Source organism: Micromonospora sp. RTP1Z1 (assembly GCF_033804685.1).
Taxonomy (GTDB): domain Bacteria; phylum Actinomycetota; class Actinomycetes; order Mycobacteriales; family Micromonosporaceae; genus Micromonospora.
On record NZ_JAPFQV010000016.1, the window covers coordinates 11,111 to 36,909 of the forward strand.

At 73.7% G+C, this 25,799-nt stretch carries 22 protein-coding genes, 2 tRNA genes and 1 other RNA gene; 15 read left to right on the plus strand and 10 right to left on the minus strand.

Annotated features, from left to right (window positions below; translation table 11 throughout):
* Positions 1 to 37 precede the first annotated feature (37 nt).
* The 6 genes from SLP03_RS10880 to SLP03_RS10905 all read left to right on the plus strand — a co-directional run bounded on the left by SLP03_RS10880 (position 38) and on the right by SLP03_RS10905 (position 10,531).
* Entirely contained in the window at positions 38 to 1,705 is a 1,668-nt protein-coding gene (locus SLP03_RS10880) for a substrate-binding and VWA domain-containing protein (RefSeq protein WP_319460428.1), read from the plus strand.
* Entirely contained in the window at positions 1,693 to 5,967 is a 4,275-nt protein-coding gene (locus SLP03_RS10885) for an alpha-(1->3)-arabinofuranosyltransferase (protein ID WP_319460429.1), read from the plus strand. The genes SLP03_RS10880 and SLP03_RS10885 overlap by 13 nt, the downstream gene beginning before the upstream one ends.
* Positions 5,964 to 6,860: a class I SAM-dependent methyltransferase gene (locus tag SLP03_RS10890; protein ID WP_319460430.1), complete on the plus strand. Its 897-nt coding sequence runs from the start codon at positions 5,964 to 5,966 to the stop codon at positions 6,858 to 6,860. The genes SLP03_RS10885 and SLP03_RS10890 overlap by 4 nt, the downstream gene beginning before the upstream one ends.
* Positions 6,861 to 6,929: 69 nt before the next feature.
* On the plus strand, positions 6,930 to 8,093 hold the full coding sequence (locus SLP03_RS10895; RefSeq protein WP_319460431.1) for a DUF3068 domain-containing protein: 1,164 nt from the start codon (positions 6,930 to 6,932) through the stop codon (positions 8,091 to 8,093).
* Between the two features lie 381 nt (positions 8,094 to 8,474).
* Complete coding sequence (locus SLP03_RS10900) at positions 8,475 to 9,083, plus strand: DUF6230 family protein (RefSeq protein ID WP_319460432.1); 609 nt, start codon at positions 8,475 to 8,477, stop codon at positions 9,081 to 9,083.
* Positions 9,084 to 9,163: 80 nt separating this feature from the next.
* Positions 9,164 to 10,531, plus strand: coding sequence for a DUF6114 domain-containing protein (locus tag SLP03_RS10905; protein ID WP_319460433.1), 1,368 nt, complete (start codon positions 9,164 to 9,166; stop codon positions 10,529 to 10,531).
* Positions 10,532 to 10,606: 75 nt separating this feature from the next.
* Here SLP03_RS10905 and SLP03_RS10910 read toward each other — a convergent pair whose 3' ends face one another.
* On the minus strand, positions 10,607 to 12,277 hold the full coding sequence (locus SLP03_RS10910) for a DUF885 domain-containing protein (protein ID WP_319460434.1): 1,671 nt from the start codon (positions 12,275 to 12,277) through the stop codon (positions 10,607 to 10,609).
* Positions 12,278 to 12,423: 146 nt separating this feature from the next.
* On the opposite strand from SLP03_RS10910, the gene SLP03_RS10915 reads away from it, so the two are divergent.
* Positions 12,424 to 13,407, plus strand: a complete 984-nt coding sequence (locus tag SLP03_RS10915; RefSeq protein ID WP_319460435.1) for a DMT family transporter — start codon at positions 12,424 to 12,426, stop codon at positions 13,405 to 13,407.
* 29 nt (positions 13,408 to 13,436) lie between these two features.
* On the opposite strand, the gene SLP03_RS10920 is transcribed toward SLP03_RS10915, so the two are convergent.
* Both SLP03_RS10920 and SLP03_RS10925 read right to left on the minus strand, forming a co-directional pair.
* Entirely contained in the window at positions 13,437 to 14,507 is a 1,071-nt protein-coding gene (locus SLP03_RS10920) for a PHP domain-containing protein (protein WP_319460436.1), read from the minus strand.
* A 70-nt stretch (positions 14,508 to 14,577) separates the two neighbouring features.
* Entirely contained in the window at positions 14,578 to 15,312 is a 735-nt protein-coding gene (locus SLP03_RS10925) for a M23 family metallopeptidase (RefSeq protein ID WP_319460437.1), read from the minus strand.
* A gap of 138 nt (positions 15,313 to 15,450) precedes the next feature.
* Between SLP03_RS10925 and SLP03_RS10930 the strand changes: the two genes are divergently transcribed.
* The 4 genes from SLP03_RS10930 to SLP03_RS10945 all read left to right on the plus strand — a co-directional run bounded on the left by SLP03_RS10930 (position 15,451) and on the right by SLP03_RS10945 (position 17,398).
* Positions 15,451 to 15,843, plus strand: a complete 393-nt coding sequence (locus SLP03_RS10930) for a hypothetical protein (RefSeq protein WP_319460438.1) — start codon at positions 15,451 to 15,453, stop codon at positions 15,841 to 15,843.
* A 73-nt stretch (positions 15,844 to 15,916) separates the two neighbouring features.
* Positions 15,917 to 16,084, plus strand: a complete 168-nt coding sequence (locus SLP03_RS10935; RefSeq protein WP_319460439.1) for a hypothetical protein — start codon at positions 15,917 to 15,919, stop codon at positions 16,082 to 16,084.
* Positions 16,085 to 16,203: 119 nt separating this feature from the next.
* The gene (locus SLP03_RS10940; protein WP_319460440.1) at positions 16,204 to 16,734 is read left to right on the plus strand and encodes a tRNA adenosine deaminase-associated protein; all 531 of its coding nucleotides are present in this window, start codon (positions 16,204 to 16,206) and stop codon (positions 16,732 to 16,734) included.
* 178 nt (positions 16,735 to 16,912) lie between these two features.
* Positions 16,913 to 17,398: a nucleoside deaminase gene (locus SLP03_RS10945; RefSeq protein WP_319460499.1), complete on the plus strand. Its 486-nt coding sequence runs from the start codon at positions 16,913 to 16,915 to the stop codon at positions 17,396 to 17,398.
* An 8-nt stretch (positions 17,399 to 17,406) separates the two neighbouring features.
* On the opposite strand, the gene SLP03_RS10950 is transcribed toward SLP03_RS10945, so the two are convergent.
* From SLP03_RS10950 to deoD, 3 genes are all read right to left on the minus strand, one after another.
* Positions 17,407 to 17,871 (minus strand): acyl-CoA thioesterase, encoded by a 465-nt coding sequence (locus SLP03_RS10950; RefSeq protein WP_319460441.1) that lies wholly within the window; start codon positions 17,869 to 17,871, stop codon positions 17,407 to 17,409.
* On the minus strand, positions 17,871 to 18,506 hold the full coding sequence (locus SLP03_RS10955) for a TetR/AcrR family transcriptional regulator (protein WP_319460442.1): 636 nt from the start codon (positions 18,504 to 18,506) through the stop codon (positions 17,871 to 17,873). The genes SLP03_RS10950 and SLP03_RS10955 overlap by 1 nt, the downstream gene beginning before the upstream one ends.
* Before the next feature lie 110 nt (positions 18,507 to 18,616).
* Positions 18,617 to 19,324: a purine-nucleoside phosphorylase gene (gene deoD / locus SLP03_RS10960; RefSeq protein WP_319460443.1), complete on the minus strand. Its 708-nt coding sequence runs from the start codon at positions 19,322 to 19,324 to the stop codon at positions 18,617 to 18,619.
* Positions 19,325 to 19,399: 75 nt separating this feature from the next.
* Here deoD and SLP03_RS10965 point away from each other — a divergent pair.
* A tRNA-Ser gene (locus SLP03_RS10965) sits at positions 19,400 to 19,489 on the plus strand.
* Between the two features lie 70 nt (positions 19,490 to 19,559).
* On the opposite strand, the gene SLP03_RS10970 is transcribed toward SLP03_RS10965, so the two are convergent.
* Together SLP03_RS10970 and SLP03_RS10975 are read right to left on the minus strand one after the other, a co-directional pair.
* The gene (locus SLP03_RS10970) at positions 19,560 to 20,054 is read right to left on the minus strand and encodes a hypothetical protein (RefSeq protein WP_413644500.1); all 495 of its coding nucleotides are present in this window, start codon (positions 20,052 to 20,054) and stop codon (positions 19,560 to 19,562) included.
* A 32-nt stretch (positions 20,055 to 20,086) separates the two neighbouring features.
* Positions 20,087 to 20,701, minus strand: a complete 615-nt coding sequence (locus SLP03_RS10975) for a hypothetical protein (protein ID WP_319460445.1) — start codon at positions 20,699 to 20,701, stop codon at positions 20,087 to 20,089.
* Positions 20,702 to 20,901: 200 nt separating this feature from the next.
* On the opposite strand from SLP03_RS10975, the gene SLP03_RS10980 reads away from it, so the two are divergent.
* Positions 20,902 to 21,597: an MOSC domain-containing protein gene (locus SLP03_RS10980; RefSeq protein ID WP_319460446.1), complete on the plus strand. Its 696-nt coding sequence runs from the start codon at positions 20,902 to 20,904 to the stop codon at positions 21,595 to 21,597.
* 110 nt (positions 21,598 to 21,707) lie between these two features.
* Here SLP03_RS10980 and SLP03_RS10985 read toward each other — a convergent pair.
* Positions 21,708 to 21,795 (minus strand) — tRNA-Ser (locus tag SLP03_RS10985).
* Between the two features lie 82 nt (positions 21,796 to 21,877).
* Here SLP03_RS10985 and ffs point away from each other — a divergent pair.
* Both ffs and SLP03_RS10995 read left to right on the plus strand, forming a co-directional pair.
* An RNA gene (gene ffs, locus SLP03_RS10990) (signal recognition particle sRNA small type) lies at positions 21,878 to 21,967 on the plus strand.
* A gap of 107 nt (positions 21,968 to 22,074) precedes the next feature.
* The gene (locus SLP03_RS10995) at positions 22,075 to 24,660 is read left to right on the plus strand and encodes a DNA polymerase III subunit gamma and tau (RefSeq protein ID WP_319460447.1); all 2,586 of its coding nucleotides are present in this window, start codon (positions 22,075 to 22,077) and stop codon (positions 24,658 to 24,660) included.
* Positions 24,661 to 24,688: 28 nt separating this feature from the next.
* Here the strand turns inward: SLP03_RS10995 and SLP03_RS11000 are convergent, their stop codons facing one another.
* A complete protein-coding gene (locus tag SLP03_RS11000; protein WP_319460448.1) occupies positions 24,689 to 25,753 on the minus strand; it encodes a DUF2332 domain-containing protein in 1,065 nt (354 codons plus the stop codon).
* Positions 25,754 to 25,799: the final 46 nt, after the last annotated feature.

Genomic DNA, 25,799 nt, shown 5'->3' on the forward strand with positions numbered 1-25,799 from the left:
GACGTGCCGACGGGTGACGACGAGGAGGTGACCTGCAGTGGTGCGCGGCCCTTCCACGCCGTTGCGGTACCTCGCCCGTCGCTCGCCGGTGGTGCTGCTCAGCGCCGCCCTCGTGCTGCTGCTGGTCGGCTGGGCCGGGGTGACCTGGCTGCGGGACGATCGGAGCGCTCCGGAGTGCGCCGAACGGGTCGGGCTGCGGGTGGCGGTCGCCCCGGTGGTCGCCCCGGCGGTGGACCGGATCGTCCGCGCCGCCGCCGGCCGCCAACCCTGCGTGTCGATCACTGTCCAGGCCCGGGAGTCGGCCGCCGTCGCCGGCGAGCTGGCCGGCGCGGCCGACGTCGCCGACGCCTGGCTGCCCGAGTCCACGTTCTGGCTGCGCCGGGCCCGCTCCGGCGGCGCCTTCGAGGTGCCCGGGCAGGGCACCTCGGTGGCGAGCACGCCGGTCGTGCTGGCGGTGACCGAGCCGGCAGCGCGCCGGCTGGGCTGGCCGGCGAAGCCGCTGACCTGGTCTGCGCTGGTCGGCCCGACGGCCCGGGCGGCGACGGTGGGACTGCCCGACCCGGCCGTCGACCCGGCCGGGGTGGGTGCGCTGCTCGGCGTCCGGGCGCTCGCCGCCCGGGAAGGCGCACCGGACGGCACGGTGGCGGCGGTGCTGCGCCGGTTGGCCGGCCGAACGTTCAGCCCGGACGCGTCCGTCGCGCTGCCGCCCGGCGCCGGGCTGCCCGGCCGGGCGGACGCGGTCGCCACCACGGAGCAGGCGGTGCTCGGGCACAACGCGCTGGCCGGCGCGGACAAGCTGGTCGCCGCGTACCCGGAGGCGGCGGTGCCCTCGCTCGACCTGCCGTACGTCGTGCTGCCCGGCGCGCGGGACGCGGTCCGGGAGGCGGCCGCCGGGTTCCTGTCCGAGCTGCTGACCCGCGAGTCGCGCGGGGTGCTGAGCGAGTACGGCTTCCGGACCGCCGCGGGCTTCCCGCCGGCCATGCCGAAGGACCGCCGGCTGCGCGCCGACGAGCGGGAGCCGGTGCCGCTGCCGGACGAGGAGACGGTCACCGAGGTGCTCACCCGCTGGAGCGGGGTGCAGCGCAGCGCCCGGATCCTCACCGTGCTGGACATCTCCGGCTCGATGTCCGCCCGGGTGCCCGGCACCGACCAGACCCGGCTGGGCGCGACGCTCCAGGCGGCCCGGGAGGGCGCCGGCCTGCTGCTGGACAACAGCGAGCTCGGGATCTGGGTGTTCTCGACGAAGGTCGACGGTGAGCGGGACTACCGGGAGATCCTGCCGGTCGGACCGCTGCGGGCACAGCGGGCGACGCTGGCCGCCCGGCTGGCCGCAGTACGGGTCAAGGCGAAGGGCGGGACCGGCCTGTACGACACGACGCTGGCCGCGTACCAGGACGCCCGGCGGCACTGGACGCCCGGCCGGATCAACCTGGTGCTGATCATGACGGACGGGCGGAACGAGGACGCGGACAGCATCGGCCGGGAGAAGTTCCTCGCCGAACTCGCCGCGCTGCAGGACCCGCGCCGCCCGCTGCCGATCGTCTTCATCGGGCTGGGCCGGGACGTCGACCCGGGCGAGCTGATCGCGATCGCGAAGACCACCGGGGGGCAGGTGTTCCGTACCGAGCAGCCGGGCGGGATGCGACGGATCTTCTTCGCCGCGCTCGCCAAGCTGAGCTGCCTGCCGCCGGAATGCCGCCGGTGACCACTCGGCTGGTCCGGGCGGTCCGCGCCGCGCCCGGCACGGTGTTCTCGATGCTCCTGCTCGTCGCCATCGCCTTCGGGCAGCGCCCCGGGCAGGTCACCTTCGACACCAAGCTCGACCTGGCCGCGAACCCGATCCACTTCCTGGCCCGGACGCTGCACCTGTGGAACCCCGAGGCGACCTCGGGCGAGCTGCAGAACCAGGCGTACGGCTACCTGTTCCCGATGGGCCCGTTCTTCGCCGCCGGCCAGCTGCTCGGCGTACCGCCGTGGATCACCCAGCGGCTCTGGTGCGCGCTGCTGTTCTGCGCCGCGTTCTACGGCCTGCTCCGGCTGGCCCGGGCAATGCGGATCGGCACCGAGCCGACCCGGTACGCGGCCGCGCTCGGCTATGCCCTGGCCCCCCGGATGCTCACCGAGGTCGGCGCGCTCTCCTCGGAGATGCTCTCGGCCGCGCTGCTGCCGTGGGTGCTGCTGCCGCTGGTGAACGCCCGCCGGATCGGCTCGCCCCGTCGGGCGGCCGCGCTCTCCGGCCTGGCCGTGTTCGGCATGGGCGGGGTCAACGCGGCGGTGGTGCTGCTGGCCCTCGTGCTGCCGGGCGTCTGGCTGCTCTCCCGCCGGTGGGACCGCGCGCATCTGCGGCTGGCGGCCTGGTGGTGCCTCTCGGTCGTCGCGGCGTGCCTCTGGTGGATCGTGCCGTTGCTGCTGCTCGGCCAGTACAGCCTGCCGTTCCTGGACTACATCGAGTCGTCCACCACCACCACCGCGGTCGCCTCGCTCTTCCAGGCGGTACGTGGCACGAACCAGTGGGTCGCCTACATCGTTCAGGGCGACCCGTGGTGGCCGGCCGGCTGGCTGCTGATCGACAACCCGGTGCTGATGGCGCTCACCGCGTTGGTGGCGCTGATCGGCCTGGCCGGGCTGGCGGGCAACCTGCTGCCCGAGCGCCGCTTCCTGGTCCTCGGCTTCCTCGCCGGGCTGACCCTGCTGACCATGGGCTACGTCGGCAGTTTGGACAGCCCGCTCTCCGAGCAGGTCCGGAACCTGCTGGACGGGCCGCTGGCGCCGTTGCGCAACGTGCACAAGCTGGAACCGGTGCTGCGGCTGCCGTTGATGCTCGGCTTCGCGCACGGCGTCGACGCGGTCACCGTGCGGCTGCGTACCGCCGCCGTCCGGCGGGGACGCGCGGTCCGGCTGCGTCCGCTGGTGTTCGTACCGGTCTTCCTGCTCGTGCTGGGCGCCGCCGCGCCGGCCTGGCTCGGTCTGCTGCGGCCCGGCCCGGGCTGGCACGACCTGCCGCCGCACTGGCGGGCGGCGGCGACCTGGCTGGCCGACCGGGACGCGCTGGCCCGCACCCTGGTCGTGCCCGGCACCGGCTTCGGTCAGTACGAGTGGGGACGCACGGTCGACGAGCCGCTCCAGTCGCTGGCCGGCGCGCCGTGGGCGGTGCGCAACCAGATCCCGCTCGGCTCGGCCGGCAACACCCGGATGATGGACACCGTCGAGAGCGTCCTCGCCCACGGCCAGGGCTCCGCCGGGCTCGCCGACTTCCTCGCCCGGTCCGGCTTCCGCCACCTGCTGCTGCGCAACGACATCGAGCGTGGGCAGGTGGACGTCCCGCCGGTGGCGGTGCTGCGGCGTGCGCTCACCGACTCGCCGGGCATCGTCCGGGTGGCCAGCTTCGGCACCACCGCCGCGGTCGGCCGGGTACCGGGCAGCCCGGTGGACGACGACGCCGGAACGCTGCCGGCCATCGAGGTGTACGAGGTGCAGCGGCCGGTGCCCGCCGCCTCGGCGGTGCTGACCGCCGACGTGCCGACGGTCAGCGGTGGGCCGGAGGCGCTGCTGCCGCTGCTGGAACAGGGGCTGATCGAGCGGGACCGGCCGGTGGTCCTCGCCGGTGACCGGGACCGGCCGGGCGGCCAGCGGTGGATCGTCACCGATGGGCTGCGTCGCCGCGAGCGGGACATCGGCCGGGTACGGGACAACCTCAGCCAGACGTTGACCGCCACGGAGGCGGGACGGCAGCGCCGGGTGGCCCTGGACCTGCTGCCGTTCCGCGGGATGACGCACCAGACGGTCGCGACGTACCAGGGCCTCCGGGAGATCACCGCCTCCAGCTCCGCGAGCTACGTGGACAACCTCGCCCCGGCCGATCCGTCGCACCTGCCGTTCGCCGCGGTGGACGGTGACGGCGGCACCGCCTGGCAGTCGGCGCCGCTGGCCGGGCCGATCGGGCAGTGGCTGCAGGTTGACCTGGACACCCCGCGCGAGGTCGCGCAGGTGTCGCTGGCCTTCGTCGATGACCTCGGGGTGGGGTGGCCGGTGACCCGGTTCCGGCTCACCACCGACCGGGGATCGGTCGACCACGACGTGGCCGGCACAATCGGCGCGCACACCTACTACACGCTGCCCGGCTCCACCAGCACCATCCGGGTCACCGTCCTCGCCGTCGCCGGGGGCCGGCTCGACGGCGGGGTCGGCATCCGGGACCTCACCGTCCCGGGGACCACTCCGCACCGGGCGCTGCGCGTGCCGACGGACCTGCCCGACGGCCTCGCCACCCCGGTGACCTGGTCGTTCAGTCGGGGCTCCGGGCAGCGCCCGGCGTGCTTCCCGACCGCCGCGCCGGGCGCCGGGTCCGACGCCGCGCCGGTTGCGATCCCGCCGGCCGGTCCCGGGGTACGCCCCGCGGGCAGTGTCATCCGGTGCGACCGGTTCCTGGCCCGGGTCGGCGAGGAACCGCTCGGCGTCGATCGGCTGTTCCGCAGCCCTGTCGCGGCCACCTACCGGCTCGCGGTCACCGCCGTCGCGCGACCGGGGGGTGAGCTGACGCTGACCGGGGCCGGGGTGTCGGCGAGCGCCTCGTCGTACCTGGCCGGCGACCCGGCCGTGGCGGCGTACGCGGCTGTCGACGGTGATCCGGGCACGGCGTGGCTGGCCGGCACCGGCGACCTGCGACCCACCCTGCGGCTCGCCTGGCCGGGGCAGCGGCGGATCGACCAGCTCCGGCTGCGCCCCGCCGAGCTGCCGGTCGGCTCGCTGCCCGAGGTGGTCGAGGTGCGTACCCCCGGGCGCGCGCAGGTGGTGCCGGTTGGCGCTGACGGTGTGGTCCGGTTCGCCGCCGTGCGTACCGACCGGATCGAGATCGCGGTGCGCCAGTCGGCCGAGCGGAAGGCCGACCGGCGCGGGAACGGCTGGACCGCGACCGCCGGTATCGCCGAGGTGGAGATCCCCGCGCTGGGCGGCCTGCTCCGCCCGCTGCGCGGCAGCACCCCGGTCTCGGTGCCGTGCGGGGAGGGCCCGGCCGTCGAGCTGGACGGGTTCCGGTACGACACGGCCGTCACCGGCACTCTGGCCGACGCGGTGGCCGGGCGCTCGCTGCCGGTCCGCTTCTGCGGCGCGACCGGTCCGGTGGTGGACCTGCCGGCTGGCGGGCACCGGTTGGTCACCACCCCGTCGCGTGGCTTCGTGGTGCAGGACGCCGCCCTGCGGCCGGAGGGCGCGGCGGTGCTGGCGCCCCACCACCGCGAGGTGTCGGTGCGGGACTGGGACCCGACCGACCGGCGGGTCCGGGTGGCCGCGGGCGACGAGGCGCTGCTGGTGGTGCCGGAGAACGCGAACGTGGGCTGGACCGCCACCCTGGACGGGCGGACGCTGACGTCGACCCGGGTCGACGGCTGGCAGCAGGCGTGGGTGCTGCCGGCCGGCGCCGGGGGCGAGGTGCGGCTGGTCTTCGCGCCGGACCGCGCGTATCGCGGTGGCCTGGCCCTCGGCGCGCTGACCGCGCTCGGCGTGCTGCTACTGGCCTGCTGGCCGGCCCGCCGCCGGCCGGTCGACGACCCGGGCCTGCCGGCCGAGGGCTCGCCCTGGGCGATCGGCGTCCTGCTGGTGCTGCTGCTGGCCGCGCTCGGCGGGGTTCTGCCGGTGGCTATCGTGATCGCCGCGATGCTGCTGCGACAGCTGGCCCTCCGGGCTCTGCCGGTGGTGGTGCTGGGTGGGCTGACCGTGGCCACGGTGACCGCGGTGTCCGGCCGCTGGCAGGGTCACGGCCAGGAGTGGGCGTACGGGTCGTGGGTGCAGGGAGCGATGCTGGTCGCGGTCGGTGCGGTGGTGGCGGCGGTGGTCCCGGTGCCCGGCACGCCCCCGGCGGCGGACGACGGTGATCCGGGCCCAGCGGTGCCGGCGGACGAGGGGGAATCCCCGACGGCGGGCGGCACGCCGGCCACGGGACAGGACGACGACAGGACGGTGCTGCGATGACGGGTGCGCACGGCGGGACCGGTGGGCGGGCGGCCCGCCGCCGGTTCGCCACGCTGGGCCGCTCGGTGACCCTGTTCCGGGGTTTCCGGCGCGAACAGAGCGACCCGGACCACTTCTACGGCCTGCTGGCCGACGACTCGGTACGCCAGGTCGGCGGCTACACCGAACTCGCCGGGCGGACCGTGCTGGACGTCGGCGGGGGCCCGGGTTACTTCGCCGCGGCCTTCCGCGGGGCCGGCGCCACCTACTTGGGGCTGGACCCGGACGTCGGCGACTTCTCGGCGGCCGGCGAGTCGGTTTCCGGGATGGTCCGGGGCAGCGGCACAGCCCTGCCGGTGCGGTCCTCCGCCGTGGACGTCTGCTTCTCGTCCAATGTGCTCGAGCACGTGTCCGAGCCGACCCGGATGCTGGACGAGATGGCGCGGGTGACCCGACCGGGAGGTGTCCTCTTCGTCTCGTTCACTCCGTGGCTGTCGCCGTGGGGTGGGCACGAGACGTCGCCGTGGCACTGGCTGGGCGGGGAACGCGCCCGGCAGCGCTATCAGCGGCGGATGGGCCGGCCGCCGAAGAACCGGTTCCGGGAGACCCTCTTCCCGGTCTCGATCTCCGACACGCTGCGCTGGGTCCGGGCCAACCGGGACGTGGAGGTGCTGGACGCGCTGCCGCGCTATCACCCGTGGTGGGGGCAGTGGATCATCCGGGTGCCGGGGGCACGCGAGATCGCCGCGTGGAACTTCCTGCTCGTGCTCCGCCGGGCGGGTGGCCCGGCGGACGAGGCCGGCGGGCAGTCGGCCCAGGCGGCCCCGGTGGCCGGCCGAGGTGCCACCTTCGACGGAGAACAGGCCGCGGCGGCGGGAAAAGAAGGGCTGACCGGGGGTCGCGTCGCCATGTGACCAGGTAGTAACCTCGCGCCCATCTCACTGATCGACAGCGACGAAATTGAGCTCCTCCAGGGAGGAAACATGAAGCACCGCGCCATAGGTGCCGTGCTGTTCGGCGGCGGCGGACTGCTCCTGGCGCTGGCCGCCGGATTGGTGTTCGTCGTTACACCCGCGATGACCAAGCTCCCCTACGACCTGGCTCCTTCGACGTCGGTGGCCGAGGCCAGCAACGCGACGTACCTCCAGATCAGCGACGGGAACATCGCGATCAACTCCGGCAACCTCAAGTCCACCATCCTGGTCACTCCGGATCGCGACGCGACCGCGAAGCTCACCGGTGACCTCGACGGCGATGCCGTCGTGTGGAAGGTCGGCCAGACGGTGGACCGGACGGACGACAAGCAGCTGGTCTCCGCGTACGGAGCCGAGCTGGCGCTGGACCGGGTCTCTGGTGCGGCGGTGGACTGGAACGGCCAGTTCCTCGACGACAGCGGCCAGCGGGAGCAGGTCAAGTTCGCCGGCCAGGTCTACAAGTTCCCGTTCCACACGGAGAAGCGGGACTACGAGATCTTCGACCGCGACCTGCGGTCCGTGCGCCCGGCGAAGTTCGGCGGTACGGAGACCATCGACGGCCTCGAGGCGTACCGGTTCGAGCAGGTGATCGCTGACGAGGAGCTCAAGCTCGACCCGAGCCGGGTGGGGCTGCTGCTGTCCAAGTTCAGCCCCGGGGTGACCGAGGGCAAGGTGGTCTACAGCAACACCCGGACCGTCTGGGTCGACCCGTTGACCGGTGCGTACGTCAAGGTGCGTGAGGTGCAGCGCAAGGTCCTGACGCCGAGTTCGGGCGCCCCGACGACCCTGCTCGACGCCGACTTCCAGTACAACGAGCCGACCATCGCGGCCTCGGTCAAGCGGGCCAAGGACAGCCGTGGGCAGCTCACCGCGCTGAGCGTGTACGCCCCGATCGGCCTGGCCGTGCTGGGCCTGGCGCTGATGATCGGTGGCCTGCTGGTGGCCCGTCGTGGCGCGCTGGCCTCGGCTGGCGACGCGCGGCACCGGGTGGACGGCCCGCCGGTGGCGGATCCGACCGAGACCTGGGTGGACGGGGAGGCGATCCGCGACGAGGAGCGGGAGGGCGGTCCGTTGACCGACGAGATCCCGCCGGCGTCGACGAACTGGCGCTCCGACGAGGAGCCGACGGTGCCGACCCAGCGGCCGGCGCCGGGCGAGGTCGACCAGCGCTGACCAGGTAACGGAATCGAGGGGCGGTCCGGGAATGCCGGGCCGCCCCTCGGTGTCTTCGCCGTCACCCACAGCGGTCGTTACGGAATCGTAATTCGTCGATGGCTCGACTGCGCACGGTGATGGATCTTGCGACGACTTGTCCACTTTGGGGCATTCCCGGCGAGGTTGGCTGCCGGGTCTCAGGTACGCCGGGTGACGACCCGATTTTCGTTCGCGGCCGCGGGGTTACCGTCCGGTAGCCGGGGCCTTGTGACCTTCGACTCACGGGTGCACCATCATCGGCAACTCGTTACCCGCTGGTAACAGGTGGCCGCCCGGCTCGGGGCGCCACCGCTGAACCGTGCCACCCCGAGAGCACCACCCCCCACCGAGGAGGAATCCGTGCAGGATCGGATCGACAACCCCGGGCGTACCCGGTGGCGGCGCTTCGCCGCGATGATGGTGGCCGCCGGCGCGGTCACCGGCGTGATGATGTTCGGCCTGTCGAGCGGTGCGCTCGCGGCGAACATCACCGTCTCGGGCCAGACCTTCAAGATCGGTGCCGAGCGGCTGGAGGGCGACAACTTCAAGCAGTACGGCGGCATCGTCCGGGAGAAGGACGGCAAGGTGCATCCGGTCGCGCTGTCCGAGATCGGTTACGCCGAGCTGACCAAGCTCTGCCAGTCGGTGCGGGCCGACCTGCCCGGCCTGCCGGTGGTGCTCACCATCAACGCCGGTGGCGACGGGAAGCCGGCCACCGCCAAGGACATGTTGATCGCCATGGACGACCTGGGCGGCAACGCGACCTTCACCAAGATCAAGATTGGTCGGGACGCGACCGACCTGAACCCGTCGGCGAAGGAGGGCTCGTTCGGCCAGAACGCTGACCACGTCACGATCACCGGCCTCGAGCAGACCGCCCGCTACACCACCGCCGGGACCTTCAACCTGACCGGGCTGCGACTCAAGGTCAACGTCGGTGACGACGCCAAGGGCAAGGAGTGCTACTGAGCTGAGCCGGGGCCCGGGGAGCGCAACCTCCGCGGGCTCCGTCGCTGCCCCTCGTCCCTCAGCCCCGCCAGGAGGAGTACGTGACAACCGCCAACCCGCAGCACGTCCGGTCCGCAGGCACCGCCGGCCGGGTGTGGCAGGGCTTCCGCCACTGGCGGCGGACCCGACCGTTCTGGGGCGGCCTGTTCACCGCGCTGGCCGGCGTGGAGATGTTCGGCTCCACCCAGATGAGCCTGGCCGGCCTGACCCTGAAGCTGGGCCCGACCGGGTTCCTCGGCTGGCTGATCCCGACCATCCTGGTCACCTGTGGGATGTTGATGTGGTTCAGCCCGGCGCAGCGGCTGTTCTACTCGATCGTCGCGGCGGTCACCGTGGTCTACTCGGTTCTCGGGCTCAACCTCGGCGGGTTCTTCGTCGGTCTGCTGCTCGGCCTGGTCGGCAGCGCGCTCGGCTTCGCCTGGGCACCGGTCACCGATCCACGGCCGGCGGCCGGGGCCGACCCCGCACCGGCACCGCACGCCGATCCCGGCGCCAGCCCCGACCTGCCGGGCTCCCGGGATCCCCGGCTCTACGCGGTGACCCTGGTCGCGCTGAGCCTGTCCGCCGGCGGACTGCTCGCCGTGCACGCCCCCACGCCGGTAGGGGCGGCACCGGCCTGCCCGACCACGTCGTCCCCGGCCGGTCCGTCCGCCCCGGCCACCCGGAGCGCGTCGCCGTCGGCATCCGCGTCGGCGAGCCCCAGCGCCAGCCCGACCCGCAACGGCAACGTGCTCACGGACATCCTCGACGGGATCGGCGACCTGTTCCGCGGTGGCCACTCCGACCGTGCCGCCGGTGCCCCGGCGAGCCCGACGCCCACGCCGATCGCCCGACCGGCCGGCACGGCGACCCCGAGCGGCAGCCCGGCGGCCGGCCGGAAGCCCGCCGGGGGCACCCGGTCCGGGGCCTGCCCGACCAGGACTCCGTCCACGCCGGGCAAGGTCGAGCCGGGCAGGTCACTGCCGCGGATCGCCGCCGATCCGGGGCAGCCGAAGGTGGCCGAGAAGCCGTCGAAGCTGACCGGCTCCAAGGTGACCATGACCGGGCTGCGGTTCGACGGGATCGTCGAGCTGCCCACCGCGAACGGCACGTTGAAGGCGCTGAAGTTCAGCATGGCCAGGGCGGTGACCGACGACTTCAAGCTGGTCGCGGACGGGTCGGCCGGCCGCAACCAGCAGTACGTGACCGACCGGCTGACCGTGCAGGGCGATGTGGCGTTCTATTCCACCCGCTTCGTCGGCCGGCTCCTCGGCATCACGATCACGCTGACGCCGGACCTGCCGTTCCCAGCCGGCATCCCGGTCACGTCGCCCATCCCGATCACGTTCACCGACCCGGTGATCGATCTGGCTTTCGTCACCAGCGACACGCTGACCGCCCGGCCAACGCTGAAGCTGGCCCTCGCCTGACTTTCCTCCCACCACCCCTGGTGACCGGGGGCCGGGCGGCGGCTTCCCGCCGGCGCCCGACCCCCGGTCCCGTACTCAGAGCCGGGCGAGCGCCTTGCGCAGCGGGTCGAGCCCGAGCGAGCCGAGGTCGAGCGCCTGCCGGTGGAACTCCTTGAGGTCGAAGTCGGCGCCCTTGCGCGCCTTCGCCTCCTCGCGGGCCTGCAGCCAGATCCGCTCGCCCACCTTGTAGGAAGGGGCCTGCCCCGGCCAGCCCAGGTAGCGGTTCAGCTCGAAGCGCAGGTTCTCGTCCGGCACCCGGCAGTGCGCCCGCATGAACTCCCAGCCCAGCTCCGGCGTCCACCGCTCGCCCGGGTGGAAGCCGAACGGGTTGTCCTTCGGGATCTCCAGCTCCAGGTGCATGCCGATGTCGACGATCACCCGGGCGGCCCGGAACGCCTGCCCGTCCAGCATGCCGAGCTTGTCGCCCGGGTCCTCCAGGTAGCCCAGGTCGTCCATCAGCCGCTCCGAATAGAGCGCCCAGCCCTCGCCGTGCCCGGAGACCCAGCAGAGCAGCCGCTGCCAGCGGTTGAGCAGCTCGGCCCGGACGGCGGTCTGGGCGACCTGGAGGTGGTGACCCGGCACGCCCTCGTGGTAGACGGTGGTCACCTCCCGCCAGGTGGAGAAGTCGGTGATGCCCTGCGGCACCGCCCACCACATCCGTCCGGGGCGGGAGAAGTCCTCGCTCGGCCCGGTGTAGTAGATCGCGCCGTCACTGGTCGGGGCGAGGCAGCACTCGATCCGGCGGACCTGCTCGGGGACGTCGAAGTGGGTGCCGTGCAGCTCGCTGATCGCCTTGTCGGCGAGCGCCTGCATCCAGTCCCGGAACGCCTCCTTGCCCTGGATGGTCCGGGCCGGGTCCGCGTCCAGGGCCGCCACGGCCTCGTCGACGCTCGCGCCCGGACCGACGATCCGGGCGGCCACCGCCCGCATCTCGCCCTCCAGGCGAGCCAGCTCCGCGAAACCCCAGGCGTACGTCTCGTCCAGGTCGACCTTCGCGCCGAGGAAGTACTGCGAGGCCAGCTCGTACCGCTCGCGCCCGGCGGCCTGCTTCTCCCGGCCCTGCGGGGCCAGCTCGGTGCGAAGGAACTCGCCGAACTGGGCGGTCGCCGCGGTGGCCGCCGCCGCGCCCTTGCGCAGCTCGGCACCGACCGTGCCGTCCGCGCCGAGCCGCTCGACCAGGCCGTGGAAGAAGTTGTCGCCGCCGGGGTCGGTCCAGACGTCGCACTGCTTGGCCACCTCGACCAGCTGCACCCGCGAGCTGACCTGCCCGACGGCGGCCGCCTCGCGCAGCGTCGTCTTGTAGCCCTCCAGCGTGCCGGCGAACCGGTTGAGCCGGGCGGCGATGTTCGCCTTGGCGCCGTCGCCCTCGGTCGGCATCAGGTCGAAGACCATGCGGATCTCGTGCAGTCCGCTGGCGATCACGTTGACCTCGCTGGTGGTCTCGCCGGCCTCGTGCCGGGCGAGCTCCAGACCGAGGCGCTCCTGCATAGCCTCCTTGGCGGTCCGCTCCGTCTCCGAGTCCGGTTCGGTCACGTCGAGGTCGGCCAGGGTGCGCCGGGTCAGCTCGGCGCGGGCCGCGTACCCCTCCGGGGAGAGGTCGTCGAGCTGGTTGTCGTAGCCGGCGATGCCGACGTAGGTGGCACCGGTCGGGCTGAGCGGGGCCCAGTCGGTCACGTACCGGTTGGCGAGGTCATCGATTCGTCCCACGCTGCGACCCTACGTGACCTCGGTACCCCGATGTTGACCCTGTTTGCCAAGATCCGGGGCGGCAGCTCGGGCTGGCCGCTGTGGTGGTGGACACGGCGTCCGAAAAGCGCGGGACTTCGTCGTACGGCTCGGGCAGAGTGTCAGGGGTGACCGCCGCTACCACTCCTGACCGCGCCGCCCTGCGCAGCTGGCTGCCCGGATTCCTGGCGCTCGCCGCGATCTGGGGTTCGAGCTTCCTGTTCATCAAGGTCGGGATCGAGGAGCTGCACCCGCTGCACCTCACTCTCTACCGGGTCGCCACCGGTGCGCTGACCCTGCTGGTGGTGCTCGCCGTGCTGCGCGACCGGCTGCCCCGCGAGCCCCGGGTCTGGGCGCACCTGTTCGTGGTCGGCGCCTTCGGCGTGGCCGTGCCGTTCACCCTGTTCGGCTTCGGCGAGCAGCGGGTCGAGTCGATGCTCGCCGGCATCTGGAACGCCACCACGCCGCTGATCGTGCTGCCGCTCGCGGTGCTGGTGTTCCGCACCGAGCGGCTGACCACCCGGCGCGCGGTCGGGCTCGGGCTGGGCTTCCTCGGTGTGCTGGTGGTGCTCGGCGTCTGGGAGGGCGTGGGCGGGGCGCACTTCACCGGCCAGCTGATGTGCCTCGGCGCGGCCGCCTGCTACGGCGTCGCCATTCCGTACCAGAAGCGGTTCGTGGCCGGCAGCTCGTACTCGGGTCTGTCGCTCTCCGCCGGGCAGCTGCTGGTCGCCGCGCTCCAGCTCGCCGTCGTCGCGCCGCTGGTGGCCGGGGCGCCGCCGGCGCCGACCAGCCTCTCCGCCGAGGTGGTGGCGAGCGTGCTGGCGCTCGGCGCGCTCGGCACCGGGCTGGCCTTCGTGATCAACATGCGCAACATCCGGGTGGCCGGGGCCAGCACGGCCTCCACGGTGACCTACCTGATCCCGGTCTTCGCGGTGCTGGTCGGCGCGGTCGTGCTCGACGAGCGGATGAACTGGCACCAGCCGGTCGGCGCGCTGATCGTGCTCCTCGGTGTGGCCGTGGCCCAGGGCCTGCTGAGCCGCCGCCGGACGCCCCCGGCCGTCAGCGTGGGTACGCCGGCCGTGCCCGCCGCCGAGCCTGCCGCCCGCCGCTGACCTTTCCGCCGAACGCGCGGTGTGCCGGGTCAGCCGCGGGTGCGGGCCCACTCCACCAGGCGGTCGGCCGCCCAGGTGTTGACCACGCGGTCCGCCGGGACCCCGCACAGGGCCGCGCGCTCGCAGCCGAACCGCTGCCAGTCGAGCTGACCGGGGGCGTGCGCATCGGTGTTGATAGCGAAGCGGCAGCCGGCCTCCAGGGCGCGCCGGATCAGCCGCTTCGGCGGGTCCTGCCGCTCCGGACGGGAGTTGATCTCGACGGCGACGCCGTGCTCGGCGCAGGCGGCGAAGACCGCGTCCGCGTCGAAGTCGCTCTCGGAGCGGGTACGCGGTCGGTGCGCCCGGTCGCCCGCACCTGTCACCCCGGCGGGGCGCGACGAGACCATCCGGCCGGTGCAGTGGCCGAGGATGTCCAGGTGCGGGTTGGCGACCGCGGCCAGCATCCGGCGGGTCATCTTCGCCCGCTCGTCGTTCAGCCCGCTGTGCACCGAGCCGACCACCACGTCGAGGCGGGCCAGCAGCTCCTCCTCCTGGTCTAGCGAGCCGTCGGCGAGGATGTCCACCTCGATGCCGGTGAGGATGCGGAAGCCCTCGGGCAGCGCCTCGTTCACCGCCGCCACGAGGTCGAGCTGCCGGCGCAGCCGGTCCGCGGTGAGGCCCCGGGCCACCTTGAGCCGGGGCGAGTGGTCGGTCAGCACCAGGTACTCGTGGCCCAGCTCGACCGCCGCGAGCGCCATCTCCTCGATCGGTGACCCGCCGTCGGACCAGTCGGAGTGGGTGTGGCAGTCGCCGCGCAGCGCGGTGCGTAGCGCGGTGGCCGCGGCGTCCAGGTCGGTGCCCTCGGTGGCGACCAGCCGGCGCAGGTAGACCGGCTCCTCGCCGGCCAGCGACTCGGCCACGCAGCGGGCGGTGACGTCCCCGACCCCGGACAGCTCGGTGAGGGTGCCGGCGCGGGCCCGCTCAGCCACCTCCTTCGCCGGCATCGCGGCCAGGACCTTGGCCGCCGAGCGGAACGCCCGGACCCGGTAGGTGGCCTCGTTGGCCCGTTCCAGCAGGAACGCGATCCGGCGCAGGTCGGCGATGGGATCCCGGGCACTCATGCCCTGCAACCTACGCCGGCGCGCGGGGCGCGTCGGACGTCCGACGGCGGATGTCGCGAGTGGACCCCGGTCAGCCGGCGCCGCTGGTGGTCGTCGGCGCCTTCGGGCAGCCATGCTTCCGTTGCCACGCCACCACCTCGGCGGCCGGCGCGCGGTTGCCCCGGTTGCGCCACGAGTCCAGGTACCGGGCCGGCCAGATCACGCCCCGCCGGATCCACCAGTCGTCGTGGCCGCGGCACGCGGGCGAGATGCCGAAGTGCAGGTGGCAGACGTTGTTCGCGTTGCCGGTGTGGCCGATGCGGCCGAGCTGCTGGCCGGCGCGGACGCGCACCCCGGCGTCAACGCCGGCGGAGATCGCGCTCAGGTGCGAGCCGTAGTAGCGCACCCCGTCGTCGCCGAGCAGCGAGACCGAGAGGCCACCGTTGTACGGCCCCAGCGGACCCCGCTTGTCGAACCGGTCCACCCGGCTCACCTCGAGGATCCGCCCGTCGGTGACGGCGACGACCGGCTCCCCGCAGTCGGCGAAGATGTCCGTCCCCGGGTACACGGAGTGCGTCGGATGGTAGGCGACGTTGTCGGCGCGTACCGGGAAGACGTGCCGCAGGTCGGCGCGGGCCGGCGTCGGGGTCGGGGTGGCCGCGGCGGGCTGCTCGGCCGTCGCGACGGGGCTCGGCCCGTCCCACACGTTCGTCGGCGTCGCGGTGGGACGGGTGCCAGCGGCGCAGCCGGCGGCGAGCGCCGGCGCGAGCAACAGCAGGACCGGGTACGCCGAACGCGGGCGGCGTCCGATCGATCGCGAGCGCATCCGGTCATCCTGGCAGACCACTACCGTAGGGACGAACGCCGAGATCGCCGCCCCGGCGTCCGGCCGCGCCGGCCGTCGCGCTGAGTGACTTTGGTGCGCCGAGGGCGGCATCTACGGTCCGTGGAGGGAGCAGGGGCGATGAACGGGTGGAACGCCGTACCCGGCGAGCCGCGTCCGGGTGCCGGCCACCCGCCGGCGCGCACCCCGTCGGGGCTCTTCCCCTCCGGGCCGCCGGCCCGGCCCACCTGGCGCGAGCCGTACCCGGTCACCGGTGCCGGGGTGGCGGCCGGCGGCGCCACCGCCGCGGCCTGGCTGCTCCTCTTCGGCCTGCTCGGCCGCGACGTGCCCGGCTACGCCTGGTGGACGGTGATCGCCGGTGGGCTGGCCTGGCTGGCCGCTGTGGTGCTGGTGCGGTTCGGCGACCGAGGGGTCGCGACGGGCATCGCGATCGTCACCGCCGGCGGATGGAGCATCGCCGCCGCGGTCGTCGCGGTCGGCTGGGCGCAGAGCGGGGACTGGCCGCTCTGGTGACTCTCAGTGAGCGCCCGGCTGCGCAGCGAAGACCGTCTTGACGTACGTGCGGTGACGGTTCACCCTCGGCGGTATGGCCTGGACCACCCCGCGGCACGATCCCGATCGGTGCCGCCGCCGCCTGCAGCTCCTTGCCGAGTTGGCCGGTGCCCGCGCGGTACTGCAGCGAGAACGGCCGCAGCGGGCCCGGAGCGAGCGCCTGCGCCTGCTCATCGCCACCCGCAAGCGGATCGCCGGCTGATCCGACTTTCTCCAGGATTGGCCGGCCCTTCGGGGCGTTGACCGGTCGCCTGCCGACCCGACCGGTTAACGTGCACGCGTGACGAGTCGGCGTGCTGCCGAGGCCAATTTGGGGGGACCGTGTCGTACTTCGCTGCTGCCGCGGTACGCGTCGAGGACGGCTGGACCGCCGACGAGGTGAGCCTGCGAGGCGCCACCGACATCGACGAGGTCGCCGACCGGCTGCGCGACGTCGAGCCGGACGCGGACCTGTCCCTGCTCTTCGTCGAGGCGGACGACGCGTATCTGGTGATCCTGCGCCTGGACGAGGGGGAGGACCTGCGGGTCTTCGGCTCCGACTCGGCATACGCCGAGGAGTCTCGGCTGGGCGCCCTGCTGGTCGGAGACCTGAAGACCTCGGTCACCGGCCTGGAGGACGGCGACGAGCCGCGGGCGACCGCCACCGGCGGGGACGACGACACCGAGCAGCCCGCGGTGGACCCGGAGGCCGACCCGGTGGGCGACGCGGACATCCTCGCCGACCTGGGCATCTCCGCCCAGAAGCTGCTCGCCCTCTGCGGGCACGGCGGGATGCTGCCGGCCGACGTGACCGCGGAGATCTGCCAGGTGCTCGGCTGCGGGGACGAGGTCGAGGAGATGCGTGAGGTCTGAGCCGTCCGGGCCCGTGCCGCCCGGCGGCGCGGAGCCGGCCGACGCCACCGACCCGGCGCTGGAGACGCTCCGGCCGGGGCAGCCGACCCCGGGAGCGGTGGGCCGGGTCGGCCCGGGCGCGCACGAGGGGCTGGCCGACCCGGGAGCGGTGGGCCGCCGGCAGCGGCACGAGCTGTGGATGCGCCGGGCGCTGGAAATCGCGGTGACCGGCCCGGACCCGGCTGGCCCGACGGGTCCCGACGTGGGGCCGGACGCCACGGCGAGCGCCGACGTCGACGCCGTCGCGGACATCCCGGTCGGGGCGGTGGTCTACGGCCCGGACGGCGCCGAGCTGGCCGTCGGCCGCAACGAGCGCGAGCTGACCGGAGACCCGACCGCGCACGCCGAGGTGCTGGCGCTGCGGCGGGCCGCCGAGCGGCTGGGACGCTGGCGGCTGGAGGGCTGCACCCTGGTGGTGACGCTGGAACCCTGCACGATGTGCGCGGGCGCCATCGCCCTGGCCCGGATCTCCACGGTGGTCTTCGGCGCGTGGGAGCCCAGGACCGGGGCGGTCGGCTCGCTCTGGGACGTGCTGCGCGACCGCCGCGCCCTCCACCGCCCCGAGGTCTACGGCGGGGTGCTGGAGGCGGAGAACGCCGTCGTGCTCCGCGCCTTCTTCCGCTGATCCGCCGGTCAGGCGGCCGGCGGCGCGGGACGCAGCAGTGTCTCGGCGACCGCCCGGCCGGCCGCGGTCCACGGGGCGGGGCGCAGCGTCGCCGGGTCGAGCCGGACGATGGCCCGGGTGCCGTCGGCGTGGAGGGTGACGCCGTCCACCGAGCGGAACTCGAAGGCGTACTCGGCGCTGCTGGTGCCAAGGTGTGCCAGCCAGAAGTGCACGGCCACCGGACCGGTGGTGGCGATCGGGGCGCGGAACCGGATGGTGAACTCGCGTACCGCGTGGAACAGGTCGGGGGAGCTGTCGCGCCCGCGGTAGGCGTGGCCGCGGTCGGCCCAGTAGGGCGTGAGCGCGCGTTCCAGCAGCACCGCGTACCGGGCGTTGTGCAGGATGCCGAGGGCGTCGAGGTCGTCGAAGTGGACCGGGACGTGCTCGATGTGACCGAACCGCACGACGGGCTGGTCGAGGGTGGCGTGGGTCATCACAGGCCTTCCGGTAGCAGGGTGGGGTCGGGGCACAACGCCCGCAGGCGGTCGAGCACGCCCTGGCGGGCGTGCCGGTAGGTGGGCTCCGGGTCCAGCAGCCGGGACCGCATGGCCGCGGTCAGCCCGAGCGCCTCGATCTCGTACGCGAGCTGCCGGACGTCGGTGCCGGTGGGGAGTTCGCCGGCGGCGACCGCCTCGGCCACGAGTTGTTCGAGGAACGCGGTCCACCGGTCGAACAGCTCGGCGAGGCGGTCGTGGACCGGGCCGGGGCGGGCGTTGTACTCGAACTCGGTGGTGGCGAAGAAGCAGCCGCCGGGGAGCACCCGCGCGGCGTAGAAGTCGATCCGGGCCGTATGCAGCGCCCACAGCCGGCGTACGCCGTGGGGCGCGCGGAGGGCCGGGGCGGCGATCCGCTCCTGCCACTGCTCCAGCGCCCGGTCGATGGTGGCGAGCTGGAGGGCCTCCTTGGAGCGCCAGTGCGCGAAGAGGCCGGACTTGCTGACCCCGAGCTTGTCGGCCAACTGTCCGAGGGAGAGCCCGTCGAGGCCGGCCTCGGTGGCCAGGGCCACGGCGGCGTCCAGCACCGCGGTCCGCGTGCGGTCGCCGCGGGCGACGCGGCCGTCGGAGGTCATGTGGGCAGCCTAGCCCAAATAAGCACGACCGGTCGTGCTTATTTCGTGACCTGGAGCACCGCCGCCCCGCCACCGGGAGGTGACGGGGCGGCGAGGGCTCGGGGGAAGGGTCAGGCGATGGCGGTGTCCAGAGCGATTTCGACCATCTGGCTGAAGGTCTGCTCGCGCTCGGCGGAGGTGGTCTTCTCGCCGGTCTTGATGTGGTCGCTGACGGTCAGGATGGTCAGCGCCCGCGCCTTGAACCGGGCGGCGATCGTGTAGAGCGCCGCGGACTCCATCTCGACGGCCAGCACGCCGTAGTCGGCGAGGGTGTCGTAGAGGTCCGGCCGGTCGGTGTAGAAGGCGTCGGCTGCCAGGATCGGGCCGACGTGCATGGTGATGCCGCGCCGCTCGGCCACCTCGACGGAGGTGCGCAGCAGCCCGAAGTCGGCCACCGGCGCGTAGTCGATCAGCCCGTCGAAGCGCATCCGGTTCATGTTCGAGTCGGTGGACGAGCCGATGGCGGCCACCACGTCCCGCAGTTGGAGGTCCTCGCTGAGGGCGCCGCAGGAGCCGACCCGGATCAGGGTCTTCACCCCGTAGTCGTTGATCAGTTCGTGGGCGTAGATGGAGGCGGAGGGCATGCCCATGCCGGAGCCCTGGAGGGAGACCTCGACGCCGTTCCAGCGGCCGGTGAAGCCCAGCATGCCGCGGACGGTCGAGTAGCACCGGGCGCCCTCGAGGTAGGTCTCCGCGATCCACTTGGCCCGCAGCGGGTCACCCGGCATCAGGACCCGCTCGGCGATCTCTCCCGGCTCAGCGCCGATGTGCGTACTCATGGCAAAGATCCTGCCAGGCTCGGATCGGCGATACCGGTTCGGTGTCCAGACCCGGGGTCCTGTACCCTACTCGGCGGTGGCGTGTCCGAGTGGCCTAAGGAGCACGCCTCGAAAGCGTGTGAGGGTTAACGCCCTCCGCGGGTTCAAATCCCGCCGCCACCGCCAACGAAGCGCCCGGGGTCACCCGGGCGCTTCGTCGTGTTCCGGGGCCGACCGCCCAAGGGGGCCGGGTCCGTCAGCAGGGGCCATAGCCCTCGTCGCAGAGGCGACGCGCCCAGTCGGCGTACCCGGCGATGATCTTCCGGACGGTGGTCCCGTCGTGCAGGAAGAGGTACGCGCGGTCGCCGCTGCGGGCGAGCAGCCCGTCGAACCGGTACGTGCCTCGCGGCGCCCGCAGCGGGGTGGCCGACGGATAGCTGGCCCGCACCTCGCTCACCGGCGTGCCGACCGTGATGCCCTCGGGCGTGCTCATCGGGTCGTCCAGCCAGAGCAGCACCAGCCGGTCGTCGAAGAAGACCGGGCTGACCGTGCCGTGCCCGGCGAGGATGGGGCCGCAGGCGTCCTCGTCGGAGCGCAGCATCCCGCGCCGGTTCAGCTCCTCCTCGGTGCTGCCGAACTCGATGTCGTGCAGCCCGTCGAGGCCGACCACCTCGGCGTCGCCGACCGGCCGGGCCGGCACGTCCGGCCCCTGTGGACGGACGCCGCTCCCGGCGATCGAGGCAGCCGTCATCAGCGTGGCAATGAAGATGAATTGCCGCAATCTCATGGAATCCCCCAGTCCCCAACGGGACCGGGGCGATCAGGTTGCTGGTGCCGGCCGGATTGCCGGAGTTCCCACTCCTCGGCCAGCTCGTCCCAGTAGTCGGCGGTGAGCCCGCGTCGGCCGTGCGCCAGCCAGCCGGCGGTGTCGCGTTCCAGGTACAGCCCGAGTTCGGCGAACGGGTCGATCCACGGTCCCGGCTCCGCGCCGAGCCGGACGAGCGCCGCGTTGATCGGCCAGTCGGCGCGCGGACGGTCGAGCGTGCCGTCGAAATGCGGCCCCCGGCTCACCTCGCCGCCCAGCCACACGACCGACGACTGGTTGCCCAGTCCGCCGGCGAACTCGGCCTCCAGGTAGGCCACCGGCCCCCGCCGCGACCAGCCGGCGAGCAGCTCGTCGAGGGCTGGCGAGAGCACCAGATGGAACGGCCGCTCCGGCCCCAGCTCCTCGACCGTGAAGTCGGGCAGCGATCCGGTCAGCTCCTGCACCAGTTGCGGGGTCACCGGGAGCAGCGCGAATTCCTGACGCAGCGCGGCGAGGACCGCGTGGTCCAGGCCATCGGTCTGCTCGCGGAGCAGGTCGGCGTCCGCGACGACCGCGCTGAGCTGGTAACTCATCGGATCCCTCCGGCATCCACAGGCTGTGGATGGAACATGTGTACGACCGTTCCGCAGCCCCGACCGGCTGGCCCCGCCGCCGGACGCGGAGCGCCCGCCTCAGGCAGAGGTGGCCGCTCTCGCGTGTGCCGCGGTCGTCAGGCGCGCTCGGCATCCGGCTAGACGATCTTGCCTCGGTTCGGCGATCTAAGGTGAGGTCGATGAACCTAGCCGAGATCCGCCGGTATCCGATCAAGTCACTGCTTGGCGAGCAGCTCGCAACAGTCGAGGTCGACGGGCGCGGACTGGTTGGTGACCGCTTGTGGGCCGTGCGTGACGCCGACGGGAAGTTGGGCAGCGGGAAGAGCACGCGTCGCTTCCGTCGGATGCCTGGCCTGTTCACGCTGCGCGGACATTCTGGTAATTCAGTGCCGGTCGTGGAGTTGCCCGATGGACGTCGCTTCGCTGCGGATGAGCCCGCGGGGCATGAGGCTGTGAGCGAGGTACTGGCCCGTCGCGTGACGATCGAGCGCGAAGCGGAGGTCGTGCACCATGACGAGGGCCCGGTAAGCCTCATCAGCACCGCCGCCCTACAGCGACTCCATGACCTGGTGGGGGAGCCGGTCGACCCCGTGCGGTTCCGGGCGAATCTGCTCGTCGACGTGCCGGGCAGCGACTTCCCGGAGGATGGCTGGATCGGGCGAGCCGTCCGTATCGGTTCCGACCTGGTGTTGCGACCACGCCGCCGGCTTACCCGATGCGTCATGATCGACCTCGCGCAGGAGGACGCCCCGGAGCATGGCCACCTCTTGAGGACGGTTGCCGAGCACCACGACATGACGTTCGGCGTGTGGGCAACAGTCGAACGCCCTGGTCGTATCGGGCTGCATGACGCCGTCGAGCTCATGCCGGCCTGAGGACCGGGCGGAGTGTCACGCAGGTCCTGAAACCGGACAGTCGTTGGGGCCTGAGACGACTCAGGGCCGGTCCCCGGATGGGGCCGGCCCTGCGTTGTGCCTGGTCAGGCTGGCGGAGGATACGAGATTCGAACTCGTGAGGGTGTAAACCCAACACGCTTTCCAAGCGTGCGCCCTAGGCCTCTAGGCGAATCCTCCGTCGGACAGCTTACAGGTCCCTGACGAGCCGACCACCCCACCACCCCCTGAAGATCCACGCCGGGTCGGGTAGGCTGGGTGGTACCTCCCGTGCGGCGGTATCTCGTGAACCTCCCCAGGGCCGGAAGGCAGCAAGGATAAGCGAGCTCTGCCGGGTGCACGGGAGGCCTTTTTGTCTCCGGGCGCCGGTACCGTACCTGCGGGTCAGGTCACGGGGTGGTGGGTGGTCACCCGCGCCCGACCGGCGCAGAATGGCTCGGTCGAGAGGAGGCGGGACGAGTGGCACTGGCGCTCTACCGCAAGTACCGGCCGCGCACCTTCGCCGAGGTCATCGGTCAGGAGCACGTCACCGAGCCGCTGTCCCAGGCGCTGCGCAGTGGCCGACTCAACCACGCCTACCTCTTCTCCGGCCCGCGCGGCTGCGGCAAGACCTCCAGCGCCCGGATCCTGGCCCGCTCGCTCAACTGTGAGCAGGGCCCCACCCCCGAGCCGTGCGGGCAGTGTGAGTCGTGCCGCTCGCTGGCCCCCGACGGCGGCGGGTCGATCGACGTCATCGAGATCGACGCGGCCAGCCACGGAGGCGTCGACGACGCCCGCGAGCTGCGCGAGAAGGCCTTCTTCGCGCCGGCCAGCAGCCGCTTCAAGATCTATATCATCGACGAGGCGCACATGGTCTCGACCCAGGGCTTCAACGCCCTGCTCAAGCTGGTCGAGGAGCCCCCGGAGTACGTCAAGTTCATCTTCGCCACCACCGAGCCGGAGAAGGTCCTCGGCACGATCAAGTCGCGGACCCACCACTACCCGTTCCGGCTGTTCCCGCCGAAGGTGCTCCGCCCGTACCTGGAGCAGCTCTGCGAGGCCGAGGGCGTCACGGTGGAGCCGGCGGTCTTCCCGCTGGTGGTGCGCGCCGGCGGCGGCAGCGCCCGGGACAGCCTCTCCGTCCTCGACCAGCTCATCGCCGGCGCCGGCCCGGAGGGGGTCAGCTACGCCCAGGCCGCCGCGCTGCTCGGGGTCACCGACTCGGCGCTGATCGACGAGATGTGCGACGCGCTCGCCGCCGGGGACGGCGCGGCTGCGTACGCCACCGTCGACCGGGTGGCCGAGGCCGGGCACGACCCGCGCCGGTTCGCCGCCGACCTCCTCGAACGGCTGCGCGACCTGATCGTGCTCCAGCAGGTGCCGGACGCGGCCGGCAAGGGCCTGATCGACGGCCCATCGGACCAGATCGAGCGGATGACCGCCCAGGCCCAGCGGCTCGGCCCGGGCACCCTGTCCCGCTGCGCGGACATCGTGCACAACGGCCTGGTGGACATGCGCGGCACCACCGCGCCCCGGCTGCTGCTGGAGCTGATCTGCGCCCGGATGCTGCTGCCCGGCGCCGACGACTCGACCGGTGGGCTGCTCCAGCGCCTGGAACGGATGGAACGCCGGCTCACCCTCGCCGGCGCCGACGTCCCGGCGTCCGCCGCCGTCAGCCTGTCGGCCGCCGCCGGCTCCGCGCCGGCCGCCGCCCCTGCTCCGGTACGCCCCGAGCCGGCCACCGCCGCACCGGCCCCGGCGGCCGCGCCGACGTCGGCCGCTCCCGTCTCCGCCGCGCCGACCTCGGCCCCGGCGGACGCCGCCCCGACGGCCCCCATCTCCGCGCCGCCCCGACGGGCGGTCCCGCCCGCGGCGGTGATGCCCGACCCGGCTACCCCGGCCCCGCCCCGTCCGGGCGCGGAGGCGCCCGGCGCGCTGGACGCCGTCGCGGTACGCCGGGTCTGGCCCGACGTGGTCGGCAAGGTCAACCGGACCAACAAGCGGATCGCGGCGCTGATGCGCGACGCGGTCGTCCGCGACCTGGACGGCGACATGCTGGTCCTGACCGTGAAGTCCTCGGTCCTGGCCAAGATGGTGGCCGACCACGCCCAGGTGCTCACCGACGCGCTCTACGAGGAGCTGGGTGGGCGCTGGCAGATCCGCTGTGACGTCGCCGGCGAGCGGAATGGCGTCTCGCCGGGCAATCCGCGCGCGACTCCTCCCGCTCCGACTCCCGGCCGCCCTGCTCCCGCCGCCGCTCCGGCCCGCCCGGCTTCCGCTCCGGCCAGCACGGCACCCGGATCGGCCGGTACGGCGCCCGTGTCGGCTCCGCCCGGACCGGGACCGGCCGCCGCGCCGAGCCGACCGTCAACCGGCACCGCCCCGACCGGTGCTGCCGGCCCGGTCGGGTCCGCGGGCCCGCAGGCCGCCCCGACCGGTGGTGTTGGCCCGGCCGGGTCCGGTGGCCCGGGTGCCGCCCCGACCGCCCAGGACGACGAGGAGGACTGGCCGGAGCCGGCCCGCCTCGGCGGCGCCGCGCCGACCCCCGCCGCCAGCGACGGGGTGGGCGAGGGCGACTGGCCTGAGCCGGCCCGTCCCGGCGGAATCGCACCGGCGGCCGACGCATCCGTGCCGAGTCCCGCGCCGTCCGGCCCGGTCGCGGCAGCCTCGGGTGGGCCGAACGCGGTGCCGTCGGCCGCGCCGAGGCAGGCGACCGGCCCGGCCGGCAACGGGAGCGCCCCGGTCAGCAGCGCGATCGCGGCGGCCCGGGCGGCCGCGGCGGGAGCCGGCCGTGGCCAGGCGGCGGAGCGAAAGACCGCGGACGCCGACTGGGCGGGCGAGCCGCCTTACGACCCGGACTTCGACGGGCCGGTGCGCGGCGGCGGTGGACGGCCCGGCGGCGGTCAGCCGGCGGCACCGAACTTCGAGGGGTTCGACCCGGGGGACGAGCCGCTCGACGAGGTCATCGACGAGCGGACCGCCCGGCAGTCCAGCGAGGAGCAGGCGGTGCAGCTGCTCCGGGAGGCACTTGGCGCCGAGAAGATCGACGAGGTCGACGCCCGATAGCCCGGCCTAGCCAGACCCGCCAGCCCGCTCAGGCGGCCCAGGCGGGCAGGCCGTGCGGATGCGCCTCGGCGAGCAGTCGTTGCGGCGCGGCGCCGATCCGGGCGCGGAGCTGGAAGCGGTGCTGGCCGTCGACCGGGTAGGGTTCGAACAGCAGGTGCGCGAAGGGTGCGCTGGCGGCGGCCAGCCGGTCGATCTCGGCGGTGGCCCGGGCCCACTCGTCGGCCGGTACGTACTGCCGCATCACCGAGTGCCACACCACGGTGAGCCTGCCGGGGTCCGGCTCGAGCCCGGCCAGGAAGTCCGCGGCGCCCACCGTCTCGACCCGCGCGGGCAGGCGCCCGGCCAGATCGAGGGCGCCGGCCAGCCGGGCGGCCCGGGCGGTGTGCTCGGGCCAGACGTACGCCCGGAGCGCGAGCCTGCCCTCGGCGTCGCCCGGGACGAGCGGGGTGACGTCGCAGCCGAGCCGCTCCTCGACGGCCAGTTCGGGGTGCGTCTTTGCCGCGTCCCGCAGCCAGCCCGGCACGCCGTCCCGCCACGCGTCGGGCAGCAGCACCGGGGAGTCGGCCGGTCCCCAGGCGAAGTCCGCCGCCTCGACCCGGAACCGCTCGGCACGCAGGTTCAACCCGGCGCTCGCGCCGAGTTCGATCAGGCGTACGGGCAGCGCGCCCAGCTCGCCGACCGCGTACAGCAGGCCGGCGAGCAGCAGGTTGGCCCGGCCGACCTCGTTGGTCTGTGGCGGGCGGCGCAGCCAGTTCCGCAGCGCGTCGTGCTCGGCGGCGACGACCGCGCGGAACGCGGCCCAGCAGTCGTCCGCGTTGTCCGGCCGGTACGTCCCGCCGGCGCTGGGGTAGAACCGGGCCAGCTCCGGGGCCCGTCGGGTGAGCACCAGCGCGTGCACGCCGCCGAGCAGCCGCAGCGGTACGGCGGCCGACGCCGGGGCGTCCGCGTACCCGGTGATGATCTCGGCGCACGGCCCGCCGGCGCGGACGTCGGCGGCGGCGCGCACGAGCAGGTCGGCGTAGAGGCTGGCGTCCATGTTCGCGCACGCCTGCGCCTGCCGTTCCATGATTGCGGCGGCCTGTTCCCGGGACATCCGGCCCTCCCTCGTGTCGGTCCCCAGATCGTCCGCCCGGGCCCGG